This window comes from Candidatus Polarisedimenticolia bacterium, assembly GCA_035764505.1.
Lineage (GTDB): Bacteria > Acidobacteriota > Polarisedimenticolia > Gp22-AA2 > AA152 > AA152.
This window is the reverse complement of sequence record DASTZC010000201.1, coordinates 1-12,363: the sequence shown is the minus strand read 5'-3', so window position 1 is coordinate 12,363 and position 12,363 is coordinate 1. Positions and strand designations below refer to the sequence as shown.

General features: G+C 69.0%; 11 protein-coding genes. All 11 read left to right on the top strand.

The window, feature by feature from the left end; translation table 11 throughout:
* Window positions 1-41: 41 nt before the first annotated feature.
* Complete coding sequence (locus VFW45_13280; protein ID HEU5181756.1) at window positions 42-482, top strand: division/cell wall cluster transcriptional repressor MraZ; 441 nt, start codon at window positions 42-44, stop codon at window positions 480-482.
* Window positions 483-487: 5 nt separating this feature from the next.
* Entirely contained in the window at window positions 488-1,471 is a 984-nt protein-coding gene (gene rsmH, locus VFW45_13275; GenBank protein ID HEU5181755.1) for a 16S rRNA (cytosine(1402)-N(4))-methyltransferase RsmH, read from the top strand.
* Window positions 1,468-1,878 carry a cell division protein FtsL gene (locus tag VFW45_13270; GenBank protein HEU5181754.1) on the top strand — a complete coding sequence of 137 codons (411 nt, stop codon included), beginning with the start codon at window positions 1,468-1,470 and terminating at the stop codon, window positions 1,876-1,878. Before rsmH ends, VFW45_13270 begins: the two co-directional genes overlap by 4 nt.
* A 13-nt stretch (window positions 1,879-1,891) precedes the next feature.
* On the top strand, window positions 1,892-3,934 hold the full coding sequence (locus tag VFW45_13265) for a penicillin-binding transpeptidase domain-containing protein (protein HEU5181753.1): 2,043 nt from the start codon (window positions 1,892-1,894) through the stop codon (window positions 3,932-3,934).
* The gene (locus VFW45_13260) at window positions 3,931-5,424 is read left to right on the top strand and encodes a UDP-N-acetylmuramoyl-L-alanyl-D-glutamate--2,6-diaminopimelate ligase (protein HEU5181752.1); all 1,494 of its coding nucleotides are present in this window, start codon (window positions 3,931-3,933) and stop codon (window positions 5,422-5,424) included. The genes VFW45_13265 and VFW45_13260 overlap by 4 nt, the downstream gene beginning before the upstream one ends.
* Window positions 5,411-6,805 (top strand): UDP-N-acetylmuramoyl-tripeptide--D-alanyl-D-alanine ligase, encoded by a 1,395-nt coding sequence (gene murF / locus VFW45_13255; protein ID HEU5181751.1) that lies wholly within the window; start codon window positions 5,411-5,413, stop codon window positions 6,803-6,805. The genes VFW45_13260 and murF overlap by 14 nt, the downstream gene beginning before the upstream one ends.
* Window positions 6,805-7,890, top strand: coding sequence for a phospho-N-acetylmuramoyl-pentapeptide-transferase (gene mraY / locus VFW45_13250; GenBank protein HEU5181750.1), 1,086 nt, complete (start codon window positions 6,805-6,807; stop codon window positions 7,888-7,890). Before murF ends, mraY begins: the two co-directional genes overlap by 1 nt.
* A gap of 26 nt (window positions 7,891-7,916) precedes the next feature.
* Window positions 7,917-9,296 carry a UDP-N-acetylmuramoyl-L-alanine--D-glutamate ligase gene (gene murD / locus VFW45_13245; protein HEU5181749.1) on the top strand — a complete coding sequence of 460 codons (1,380 nt, stop codon included), beginning with the start codon at window positions 7,917-7,919 and terminating at the stop codon, window positions 9,294-9,296.
* Complete coding sequence (gene ftsW / locus VFW45_13240) at window positions 9,296-10,384, top strand: putative lipid II flippase FtsW (protein HEU5181748.1); 1,089 nt, start codon at window positions 9,296-9,298, stop codon at window positions 10,382-10,384. Before murD ends, ftsW begins: the two co-directional genes overlap by 1 nt.
* A 27-nt stretch (window positions 10,385-10,411) precedes the next feature.
* Window positions 10,412-11,473, top strand: a complete 1,062-nt coding sequence (gene murG / locus VFW45_13235; GenBank protein ID HEU5181747.1) for an undecaprenyldiphospho-muramoylpentapeptide beta-N-acetylglucosaminyltransferase — start codon at window positions 10,412-10,414, stop codon at window positions 11,471-11,473.
* Window positions 11,470-12,363, top strand: an 894-nt coding sequence (gene murC / locus VFW45_13230; GenBank protein ID HEU5181746.1) for a UDP-N-acetylmuramate--L-alanine ligase, incomplete at its 3' end; no start/stop codon positions are given. The genes murG and murC, both read left to right, overlap by 4 nt.

The following is a 12,363-nucleotide window of genomic DNA, read 5'->3' as shown; positions in this document are numbered from 1 at the left end:
CCCAGGCGGACCGGGCCGGCATTTCTCCCAGGGATCGGCACATGCTCAGAGGCAACTCCCCCGCCAGGATCGACGAGAAGGGGCGCCTTAAGATCCCATCCACCTTCCGCAGCTTCATCGAGCAGCAATACGGCCGGGACGTTTACATCACCAGCCTCTCCGGCGAGTTCGTCCGCATCTATCCGATGCCGATCTGGCTGGAGATCGAGAAGAAAGTCTCCGTCGTCTCCTCCATGAACCCGACCATCATGCGCTTCCTGAACCGCGTCAACTACTACGGCGCCATCGGAAGCTTCGACGCCCAGGGGCGCATCGTCATCCAGCCGCTGCTGCGCAAGGCGGCCGAGGTGACGGGCGAGGTCGCGGTCCTGGGGCACCAGCGCTACCTGGACATCTGGAATCGCGATCGCTTCGAGGCCAAGCTGGGCTCGGAGCCGGTCACCGAGGAAGATCACCGCATCCTGGCCAGCCTGGGGATTTGAGCGCCTTGCTCAGCGAAGCCGCCGCCATGACCAACTCGATCGAGCCGCCCGACATTCCGCACCGCCCCGTGCTTCTGCGGGAAAGCCTCGATCTCCTTTCCGTCCCGCGCGGCGGCATGGCGATCGATTGTACCGTCGGCGGCGGCGGACACGCACGGGCCCTGCTCGAGGCCGTGGGCCCCTCCGGCCGGGTGGTGGGACTGGATCGCGACGCCGAATCGCTGGCGCGCGCCGCCGGTGCGCTGCGCGACTTCGAGGATCGCTTCCTGCCGATCCACGCAGACTATCGTGACCTGTCCCGGATCGCCGCCGAGCGCGGTCTCGGGCGTGTCGACGCAATCCTGGCCGATTTCGGCTTCTCCTCCCTGCAGATGGACGATCCCGGCCGCGGCTTTTCTTTTTCCGCCGACGGCCCGCTCGACATGCGGCTGGATCGCTCGCAGGGAGAGACCGCGGCCGATCTGCTGGCGACGGTTGATGAGACGGAGCTGACACGGCTGCTGCGGCAATACGGCGAGGAGCCGCGCGCCCCGCGCCTGGCCCGGGCGATCCTGCGCGCCCGGTCGGCCGAGCCGATCCGCACCACCAGACAGCTGGCGAACATCGTCGAGAAGACCTCTCCCCGCACGAGCGGTCGCATCCATCCGGCCACACGGGTGTTCCAGGCCCTGCGCATCGCCGTCAATGACGAGCTCGAAGGGCTCGAGCGCTTCATCGAGGAGGCCTGCCGCCTGCTTATCCCCGGCGGGAGGGCGGCCTTCATCGCCTTCCATTCGCTCGAGGACCGCAAGGTCAAGCAGACCCTGGTCCGGCTGGTGCCGCACTGCGTCTGTCCGCCGTCGCTGCCGCGCTGCGTCTGCGGCACGCCCGGCATCGTGGATCTCGTGAACCGCAAAGCAGTGCGGCCATCGGACGCCGAGCTGCGCGCCAATCCGCGCGCGCGCAGCGCCCGGCTGCGTGCCGCGCGCCGGCGGGAGGAGCAGGCATGAGCCACGACGCGACCCGCCGGGTGGTGCTGAACCAGCACCTGGTGAAGGAGCGTGACGAGGCACGCGCCCGGGAGCTCCGGCGGCTCGCCTGGATCTGCGCCGGATTGCTGATCCCGATCCTGTTCTACGTCTGGCAGCAGATCGAGTTCATCCGCACCGGCTACCAGATCGAGCAGCTGCGCGCCGAGAAGATCCGCCTCACGGAATGGAACCGTCAGATGAAGCTGGAGCGCGCCACCCTGTCGAACCTGAAGCGCATCGAGCAGCTCGGCCGCGCGCGGCTGGGCCTGGTGCCTCCGGACCCGGAGAATACGGTGAAGATCCGGCTCACCGGAGATTCGGCCGCCACGCGCAGCGTGGCGCAGTCTTCCCCCCCTGCCGGCGGATTGATCGCCGCGGAGCGCTGAAAGAGGCCCACCCATGTGGCAGCGAGAGAGCGTCCCGGAGCGGGTGACCTTCCTGGTCATCGGGCTCGGGTGCGTGCTCGCCGCCATCCAGTTCCGCCTGGTCCAGCTCCAGGTCCTGCTCTCCCCCGGCCTGCGGGCCGCCGCCCGCGCCCAGCAGGAAACGGTCGTCACCCTCGACCCGAAGCGCGGGCCGATCTACGACCGCAACGGCCGGGAGCTGGCCCTGTCGATCGACGTCGACTCGGTCTATGCCGATCCGACCGAGGTCGAGAATCCCACCCTCGCCGCCCGCCGTCTCGCCTCGGTCCTGGAAGTGCACGCCGAGGATCTGAAGGGCAAGCTCAAGAGCGGCCGCCGCTTCGTCTGGGTGCAGCGGAAGATCACCCCGGCGCAGCGCAAGGCGGTCGAGAAGCTGCATCTGAAGGGCATCTACTTCGTGCGCGAGAGCAAGCGCTTCTATCCCAAGGGATCGCTCGCAGCCCACATCCTGGGCTATGCCGGCGTCGACAACCAGGGATTGAACGGCCTGGAGTACTCGCTCGACTCCGACGTGCGCGGCAAACCCGGCTTCCTGGTGGCGCTGCGCGACGGGCGCGGCCGGCGCGCCCTGGGAAAGAGCGAGCAGCCGCCGACCTCCGGCAAGGCGGTGGTGCTGTCGATCGACGAGGTGATCCAGCATCTGGCCGAGCGCGAGCTGGACGACACGGTGCGCGAGCACCAGGCGCGCGGCGGCACGGCCATCGTCATGCGCCCCTCCACCGGCGAGATCCTGGCGCTCGCCAACCGCCCCACCTTCGATCCCAACGCTTACGGCGACGCCGGCGACGACGCGCGGATGAACCGCGCCATCGGCGCCATCTACGAGCCGGGATCGACCTTCAAGATCGTCACCGCCGGGGCGGCGCTGGAGGAGAAGAAGGTCACTCCTTCCACCGTGATCTACTGCGAGCACGGCGCCATCAAGATCGGCAAGTTCACCATCAAGGAGGACCGCCTCCCCTTCGACTACCTGTCGGTGGCCCAGATCGTCGAGAAATCGAGCAATGTCGGGTCCATCAAGCTGGCCGCCATGATGCCGGGCACCGTCTTCTACCATCACATCACCGATTTCGGCTTCGGCGCGACCACCGGCATCGACCTGCCCGGCGAGGTGAAGGGAATCCTCCGTCCTCCCTCCGAGTGGTCGGGGCTGTCGCAGGCTTCGCTCGCGATCGGCCAGGAGGTCGGGGTGACGCCGCTTCAGTCGGTGACCGCCATGGCGGCCGTCGCCGGCGGCGGCATCCTGCACCGCCCCTGGATCGTCGCGGGGATGATCGGCGAGGACGGATCGCTGAGCCGGCCGACCCGCTCGGCCGATCCGGGCCGGCGCGTCCTGTCCCCCGGCAACGCCGCGGCCTTGACCGCCATCCTTGAGAAGGTCGTCACCGACGGCACCGGCAAGGCGGCCGCCATTCCCGGATACACCGTCGCCGGAAAGACCGGAACGGCGCAGAAGATCGACGAATCGGGGCACTACTCGCGCGGCCGCTACGTCGCTTCGTTCTCCGGGTTCGTCCCCAGCCGCGATCCGGCGCTGGCGATCCTGGTGGTGGTGGACGAGCCGCACGGCGGCTTCCACGGCGGCGAGATTGCCGCGCCCGCCTTCGCGCGCATCGCGCTGCCCGCCCTGCAGCATCTTGGCGTGCTCCCCGAGGACGGCGTCGTCCTCGACCGGAACACCGAGATACTCGCCTCCCTGAAAGGCTTCGAGTCACTGCCCGGACTGCCGGGCCGCTTCGCCGGACGCCAGGCGCCGCGCGAGCGCCACGTGCGCTTCGTGCCGCTGACCCCCGCCGAGCCCCGCCACGCGACCCAGGCGGCCGAGAGCGAGACGATCGAGATGCCCGATCTCACCGGACGGAGCGTGCGCGACGCCAGCCTGGTGCTGGCGCAGATGGGAATGACCTCGACCCTCTCGGGCCACGGAGCAATCGTCTCCAGCCAGGACCCTCCGCCGGGGGCCGACGTTCCCTCGGGGAGCGCCTGCACACTGGTCCTGTCGGAGGAGGCGCCGTGAACCTGACGCGCGTTTTCGACGGAGTGGAGGTGCTGGAGATTCTCGGTCCCTCCGAGCCTTCGATCCTCGGAATTGCCTGCGACTCGCGGCAGGCGGAGCCCGGCTACCTGTTCGCGGCCCTGCGGGGGGAGAAGCTGGACGGCAACGACTACGTGGATGACGCTCTTTCCCGCGGCGCCTGCGCCGTCCTGTCGGCCGCACCGGCCCCGCCTTCGTTCCCGGCGACCTGGATCCGGGTGGCGGATGACCGCAAGGCGCTGGCCCTGACGGCGCGCAACTACTACTCGCACCCCGACCTGCGGCTCGGCGTGACCGGCGTGACCGGCACGAACGGCAAGACCACGGTCGTGCACCTGCTCGAATCGATCTTCCGCTCGGAGGGGGGACCGGTCTGCGCGCTGGGCACCCTCGGCTATCGCATCGGCCGCGAAGAGTTTCGCGCCGAAAGGACCACCCCTGAATCGGTGGATCTCTACCGGCTGCTGGATCGCGCCGCCTCCGAGGGGTGCCGGCGCGCGGTGATGGAGGTCTCCTCGCACTCCCTGGTCCTGCACCGGGTCGAAGGGCTGCAGTTCGCCGCGGCGGTGTTCACCAACCTGACGCAGGACCATCTCGATTTCCATCACGACATGGCTTCCTATCTGGAGGCGAAGTCGATCTTGTTCCGCGATCTGCCGGCCGGACGCCCCGCGGTGATCAACCGCGACGATCCGGCGTGCGATCACCTGCTGGCGGCCGGCCCGGGACTCGGCGTGACCTACGGCTTCGCCGATGCCTCGGATGTCCGCATCACCCGCTTCGAGCCGCAATCCGACGGCATCCGCCTGACGCTGACGGCGTGGGGGCGGCCGCTGGAGCTGAAAACCCGCCTGATCGGCCGCATCAATGCATCCAACGCCGCCGCGGCCGCCGCCGCGGCGCTGGCGGTGGGTTGCCCGGTCTCCGCGGTCGAAGCGGGGATCGCCGCCCTGCCTGGCGTGCCCGGACGGCTGGAGAGCGTCGCGGCAGGCCAGCCTTTCGCGGTGTTCGTGGATTACGCCCATACCGACGACGCGCTGGCCAACACCCTGCGCACTGTCCGCGAGCTCAATCCGGCACGGCTGCTGGTGGTGTTCGGCTGCGGTGGGGACCGGGACCGCAGCAAGCGGCCGCTGATGGGCGCCGCGGCGGCGCGTCTGGCCGATCTGGCGATCCTCACCTCCGACAATCCGCGCACCGAGAACCCGCTGTCGATTCTCTCCGAGGTGGAGAAGGGGATCCGGCAGATCACCACCGATGAGGGCCGGTACCGCGTCGAGCCCGACCGCCGCGAGGCGATTCGGCTGGCGCTGGCGGAAGCGGAGGCCGGAGACGCCGTGGTGATCGCCGGCAAGGGACACGAAACCTACCAGATCCTGCGGGAGCGCACGCTCCCGTTCGACGACCGGGAGGTGGTCCGCGAGATCCTGCGCGGCCGCCCGATAGCGGATTCGGCCCATGGCACGACTTAGCCTGGCCTACGCGGCGCAGGAGACGATCGGCGTCATCCTGCGCGGCGATCCGGAGACCGCCGTGGAGTCGTACTCGATCGACACCCGCACCCTCAGGGAAGGCGATCTCTTCTTCGCCCTGGTCGGACCGAACCACGACGCCCATCGCTTCGTGGGCCAGGCAATCGGCAAGGGGGCGAAGGTGGTGGTCATCTCGCGCGGCCGTGCCGGCGATTTCCCGGGTGAAGCCGCAATCCTGCGGGTGGCCGACACCACCCAGGCTCTGCAGGACCTGGGAGCGGCAGTGCGGCGGCGGCAGCCGCTGACGGTGGTCGGCATCACGGGCTCCTCGGGAAAGACCACGACCAAGGAGATGGCGGCGGCAATCCTGCAGGAGGCGGTGCCCACCCTGAAGAGCAGCGGCAATCTCAACAACACCTTCGGCCTGCCGCTCTGCCTGCTCGGGGTGCAGCCGGAGCACCGCGCGGCGGTGCTGGAGATGGGGATGAGCTATCCGGGCGAGATGGCGCGCCTGGCCCAGATCGCGGATCCCGATGTCGGCGTCCTGATCAACGTCTACCCGGTCCACCTGGAGCACTTTCCTTCGGTCGCGGCGATCGCCGACGCCAAGGGCGAGCTGTTCCGCGGCATGCGAGCCGACGCCGTCGCCGTGTTCAACGCCGATGACCCCGAGGTGACCCGGGTGGCGGCGGCGCATCGCGGCCGGAAGATCTCCTTCGGCTTCTCGGAAGGATGCGACGTACGGGCAGTCGACCTGCGGCCCACCCCGGCGGGGGGCTGCGTCTTCCGGATCGCCGGGCTGGAAGGCTCTCTGGAGGTCGAGATTCCCTTCCCCGGCCGCCATCACGTGGCCAACGCGCTGGCGGCCGCCGCGGCCGCCCATGTCGCGGGAGCGGGGCCCGAGGCGATTCGGACCGGGCTGGCGCGCACGCGGCCGCTGCCGATGCGCGGGGCCATGCTGCGCTTTCCCGGCGAGGTGCGGGTGCTCGACGAGACCTACAACAGCAACCCCAAGGCGATGGAGCGCACGCTGGAGACGCTGGCCGCCACCGCCGCGTCCCGCAAGGTGGTGGCCTCGGGCGACATGCTCGAGCTCGGCCCCACCGAGACCGAGGCACACCGCCTGCTGGGACGGCAGGTCGCCGAAGCGGGCGCGGCGCTCTTCGTCGCCGTGGGGCCGCTGTCGCGGCACTCCGCCGAGTCGGCCCGCGAGGCCGGGCTGGCCGAGACCCGGCATTTCGACACCTCCGCCGCCGCGGCGGAATTCCTTGCCGGCGCCCTGCGGCCCGGCGATCTCGTGCTGGTAAAAGGTTCGCGCGGCATGGCGATGGAGCGCCTCATCGAGGCGATCCGTGCGGCCCGCGGACGGGAGGAGGCCTGATGCTCTTCCATCTCCTCTACCCGCTGCACGAGACGATCTCCGCTTTCAACGTCTTCCGCTACATCACCTTCCGGACGGCGTTGGCCACGCTGACGGCACTACTGATTTCCTTCGGCCTCGGATCATGGCTGATCCGCAAGCTGAGGAGTCTTCAGATAGGGCAAAACATCAGACCCGAGGGACCTCAAACCCACCACACCAAGAAAGGCACACCGACCATGGGGGGGCTGCTGATCATATTGGCGGCGGTGCTCCCCACCCTGCTGTGGGCTGACCTCACCAACCGCTATGTGTGGATTGCCGTGGCGTCCACCCTCGCTTTCGGTGTCATCGGATTCCTCGATGATTACCTCAAGCTGCGCAAGATGAGGTCCCTCGGGCTGACTGTTCGCGGCAAGATGGCCATGCAGATCGTCGTCGCCGGCGCCGTGGGCGTCTATCTCGTCCTGCTGGCGCACAACGACCTGTTCACGACGCAGTTCAGCTTCCCCTTCTACAAGCGGTGGACCCCCGACCTGGGCTGGTTCTACGCCCCCTTCATCATGGTGGTCATCATCGGGGCGGCCAACGCGGTGAACCTCACCGACGGCCTGGACGGCCTGGCGATCGGATCGGTGCTCATCGCCTCCGGGACCTTCGCCATCCTCACCTACATCGCCGGCAACGCGGTGGCCTCGACCTACCTCGGGGTCCTCAACGTCAAGGGAAGCGGGGAGCTGACGGTCTTCTGCGGGGCGCTGGTCGGGGCGTCGCTTGGTTTTCTCTGGTTCAACTGCAATCCTGCCGAGGTGTTCATGGGGGACGTCGGATCGATGGCCCTCGGCGGCGCCATCGGCACGGTGGCGGTGCTGATCAAGCAGGAGTTCCTCCTGGTGTTCGTCGGGGGGCTGTTCGTCATGGAGGCGGCCTCGGTGATCCTGCAGGTCGCCTCGTTCAAGACACGCGGGCGGCGCATCTTCCGGATGGCCCCGCTGCACCATCACTTCGAGCTGGGCGGCTGGGCGGAGCCCAAGGTGATCATCCGCTTCTGGATCCTCGCGATCATCTTCGCTCTGATCAGCCTGTCCACCCTCAAGCTGCGTTGAATCTCCCGGCGGTTTCTGGCGGGCCCATGGAGCGGGTCTCGGGTCTTCGGTTCACGGTGGTGGGGGCCGGGCGCAGCGGCCGGGCCCTCGGCCGCTTCCTCCTGGAGCGCGGCGCCCGCGTCGTCCTGACCGACCGCGCGGCGCAGGGGCTGGACCCGGAGGTTGAAGCGCTCGGCCGGCGCGGCGCCCATCTGGTCCTTGGAGGTCACGACGAGAGTGATTTCACCGGGGCCGATCGAGTGCTGGTCAGTCCCGGGGTGCCCCTGGATCTTCCGCCGCTGGCGGCGGCCCGGCGGGCCGGGGTCCCGATCTGGGGAGAAATCGAGTTCGCGTTCCGCTTTCTGAAGGGACGAATCATCGGCATCACCGGCACCAACGGCAAGAGCACCACCACGACCCTCGTCGGCGATCTGCTGCAATCCGGCGGGCTGGATGCGGTGGCCTGCGGCAATCTCGGGACCCCGCTCATCGAGATGGTCGAAACCGACTCCGAGGAGCGTGTCTATGCCGTGGAGCTCTCCTCGTTCCAGCTGGAGGCGATCGAGACGTTCCGCCCCGACGTGGCGGTCCTGCTCAACGTGGCCCCCGATCACCAGGACCGCTATGCCGACCATGCCGCCTATCGCGCCGCCAAGGCGCGCATCTTCGAGAACCAGGGGCCCGGCGATGGTGCAGTGCTCAATCACGATGACGCCGAAGCCTTCGCCTTCGCCGGCAAGGTGCCTTCGCGGGTGTGGCTGTTCAGCCGCAAGGAAGCGGTGACCGAAGGGGCGTGCGTCGAAGCCGGCATGGTGGTGCTGCGGCGCGCCGGAGCCTCCCGTCCCGTCCTGCCGGTCGCGGAGATTCCGCTGACGGGCGTGCACAACCTGGAGAACGTCCTGGCGGCGGTGGCGGCGGCCGGCCTGTGCGGCGTCGCCCCGGAGCGCATGGCGGAAGCGCTGCGCGCCTTCCGCGGGCTGCCGCACCGGATCGAGCTGGTCGGAACCCTCGACCAGGTGCGCTACTACAACGATTCGAAGGCGACCAACGTCGCCGCCACGGCCCGCTCGCTCGAGAGCTTTCCCGGAGGCGTCGTGCTGATCCTGGGAGGCAAGGACAAAGGCGGGGATTTCGCCACGCTCGTCCCGCTCCTGAAGCAACATGCCGCGGCGGTCGTGCTGATGGGCAAGGCGCGCGAGGCGATCGCGGCGCAGCTCGGCGCCGCCGGGCCGCGAGTGAGCGTCGCAACCCTGCGCGAGGCGGTCCACCAGGCGCGCCGGCTGGCCCCGGCCGGAGGCGTCGTCCTCCTGGCTCCGGGCTGTGCCTCCTTCGACGCCTATCGCAACTTCGAGGAGCGCGGCGAGGATTTCCGGCGGATCGTCGGGGAGATGATTGCCGCCGCCGAACGCGGTCCGGGGGGACGCTGATGTCGCGCAAGCTGGCTTTCGATCGGCTCCTCTTCTCGATCCCGGTCATCCTGGCGCTGTTCGGCGTGGTGATGATCTACTCGGCGTCGGCCGTATTGTCGATGAACCGCTACGGCAGCCCCTACCACCATCTCGCCAAGCAGGTCTCGGCGCTCGTCGCCGGGGCGATCCTGATGGTCTGGGCGATGCACTTCGACTACCGCCGGCTGCGCAGCCGCGCCGTGGTGCTGGGGGCGCTGCTGGGTGTCGTGGGGCTGCTGATGCTGGCGCTGGTGACCCCTTCCGGCCCGGTGCACCGCTGGATTTCCCTCGGCTTTTTCTCGTTCCAGCCTTCGGAGCTCGCCAAGCCGGTGCTGGTGCTGTTCCTGGCGGCATTCCTGGACGCGCGCGCGGGCCAGGTCAACGACCTGCGCCGCACGCTGCTGCCCGCGGGCGTGGTGACCGGCACCTTCGCCTTCCTCATCTATATGCAGCCCGACCTCGGCACCGCCGTGTCGCTCTGCCTGATTGCCGCCGTGATGCTCTATCTGGCGGGGCTGGATCTGCGTTACATGGCCGCCGGCGCGGCGCTCGGGTTCGTGGGAATCCTGGTCGCGGTCTTCCAGGCGAGCTACCGGGTGCGCCGGCTGATGACCTTCCTGAACCCGTCGGAGGACCCTCTCGGGGCCGGCTTCCAGATCCGCCAGTCGCTCCTCTCCTTCGGCAGCGGCGGGATTCAGGGGCTGAACCTCGGTGAAGGGCGGCAGAAGCTCTTCTTCCTGCCGGAGCCCCACACCGATTTCATCCTGTCGGTGATTGGCGAGGAGCTCGGGCTGATCGGCACTTCCGCAGTGCTGCTGCTGTTCGCCCTGCTGCTCTGGCGCGGCTGTCGTGCCGCCCTGCGGGCCCCCGATCGCTTCGGCTACCTGCTGGGGATGGGGCTGACGCTGTTCCTGGTGATCCAGGCGGCGCTGAACATGGGCATGGTGCTGGGCATGATGCCCACCAAGGGGCTGCCGCTGCCGTTCCTGTCCTACGGCGGCTCCTCGCTGATGGTCTGCCTGCTTTCGGTGGGAGTGCTGCTGAACGTCTCGCAGCACTCGAATTAGTTGACGGAAGCGGGTCCGGGAGGGTGCATGGTGTTCGCGGGAGGCGGAACGGGAGGGCATGTCTACCCCGCCCTGGCGGTGGCGCAGGCGCTGGCCCGGCGCCATCCCGGCCTCGAGGTGATCTTCATCGGCACCGGCTCCCCCTTCGAGAAGCGCGTCGTGGAAGGACACGGTTTCCGGCTCATGAAAGTCGAATCGGGCGGCTTTTTGGGACGCGGCCTCGGGGCCAAGGTCTCGGCGCTGCTGCGCACCGGCATGGGGCTGGTCCAATCGCTGCGGATCCTCTGGACGCTCAAGCCACAGGCTGTCGTCGGGGTGGGAGGCTTCGCCTCCGGCCCGGTGGTAGGGGCGGCCATCCTGCTGCGCGTGCCCACCATGATCCAGGAGCAGAACTATGCGCCGGGCCTGGCCAACCGGATCCTGTCGCGCTGGGTGGATCGGATCGCCGTCGCCTTCGAGGAGACGCGCGATCTGCTGGGAGGACGAGGCGAGGTGACCGGCAATCCGATCCGCGAGGAGTTCACCGCGGTCAAGCCGAAGCCGCGCGGCACGCCGTTCTGCGTGCTGGTGTTCGGAGGCAGCCAGGGGGCACACGCCGTCAACCAGGCGATGATCGACGCCCTGCCGGCCCTGGCGGCGCACCGGCTGGCGCTGCGCTTCACCCACATGACCGGCGAGAAGGACCGGGAGCGGGTCGAGGCGGCTTACCGCGCCGAGCGGCTGGATGCCCGGGTCGTCTCCTACCTGGAGAACATGGCCCAGGAGTACGAGAAGGCCGACCTGGTGGTGTCCCGCGCCGGGGCGACCACGGTCAGCGAGCTCACCGCCTGCCAGAAGGCGGCCATCCTGATCCCTTACCCGCATGCCGCCGCCGATCACCAGCGACAGAACGCCGAGAAGCTGGAGCAATCGGGCGCGGCCCGCGTCCTGCCCGAATCGGAGCTCAGCGGGCCGCGGCTGGCGACGGAAATCGTGACCCTGTTGCAGAACCCCGACCGGCTGACGGCGATGGAGCGCGCCGCGGCGAAGCTGGCGCGGCCCGACGCCACCATCCGGGTGGCCGAGCTGGTCGAGGAGCTGATGGCATGAAGAAAGTCCGGCAAGTGCACTTCGTGGGGATCGGCGGTATCGGCATGAGCGGCATCGCCGAGGTCCTGCTGAACCTGGGGTACCGGGTCACCGGGTCCGACCTCGCCTCCAGCCCGGTGACGCGCCGGCTGGAAGGGCTGGGAGGGACGATCATGGTGGGCCACTCGCCGCGCAACGTGGAGGGGGCCGATGTGGTGGTCGTCTCCAGCGCCGTCAAGGCCGATAACCCGGAGGTATCCGAGGCACGGCGGCGGCAAATCCCGGTCATCCCGCGCGCCGAGATGCTGTCGGAGCTGATGCGGATGAAATACGGTGTGGCCATCGCCGGCTCGCACGGCAAGACCAGCACCACCTCGATGGTGGCCCAGGTTCTGTCGGGTTCGGGCCTGGATCCGACCATCGTCATCGGCGGCCGGCTCGGGATCCTGGGAAGCAACGCCAAGCTCGGCAAGGGAGACCTGCTGGTGGCCGAGGCCGACGAGAGCGACGGCTCCTTCCTGCACCTCTCCCCCACCATCGCCGTGGTCACCAACATCGACGCCGAGCACCTGGATCACTACGGCAGCCTGGCGCGGCTGCGCGACGCCTTCGTCGACTTCCTCAACAAGGTGCCCTTCTACGGGACGGGGATCGTCTGCCTGGATGATGCGAGCGTGCAGGCGATCCTGCCGCGCCTGGATCGGCGCGTGGTCACCTACGGTCTGGAGGGCTCCCCCGACCTGCGCGCGGAGCGGGTCGAATTCCAGGAGTTCGAGTCGCGCTTCCAGGTGCTGCTGCGCGGCAAGGCGCTGGGCTCGATCTCGCTGCGCGTCCCCGGATGGCACAACGTGCGCAACGCGCTGGCGGCGGTGGGCGTCGGGTTGGAGCTCGACCTGCCGTTCGCCTGGATC

Bases quoted from the DNA above. Each gene is read 5' to 3' on its own strand.
- VFW45_13280 (HEU5181756.1), top strand. From the start codon at position 42: ATGCTCAGAGGCAACTCCCCCGCCAGGATCGACGAGAAGGGGCGCCTT.
- VFW45_13270 (HEU5181754.1), top strand. From the start codon at position 1,468: ATGAGCCACGACGCGACCCGCCGGGTGGTGCTGAACCAGCACCTGGTG.
- VFW45_13265 (HEU5181753.1), top strand. From the start codon at position 1,892: ATGTGGCAGCGAGAGAGCGTCCCGGAGCGGGTGACCTTCCTGGTCATC.
- murF (HEU5181751.1), top strand. From the start codon at position 5,411: ATGGCACGACTTAGCCTGGCCTACGCGGCGCAGGAGACGATCGGCGTC.
- mraY (HEU5181750.1), top strand. From the start codon at position 6,805: ATGCTCTTCCATCTCCTCTACCCGCTGCACGAGACGATCTCCGCTTTC.
- murD (HEU5181749.1), top strand. From the start codon at position 7,917: ATGGAGCGGGTCTCGGGTCTTCGGTTCACGGTGGTGGGGGCCGGGCGC.
- ftsW (HEU5181748.1), top strand. From the start codon at position 9,296: ATGTCGCGCAAGCTGGCTTTCGATCGGCTCCTCTTCTCGATCCCGGTC.
- murG (HEU5181747.1), top strand. From the start codon at position 10,412: ATGGTGTTCGCGGGAGGCGGAACGGGAGGGCATGTCTACCCCGCCCTG.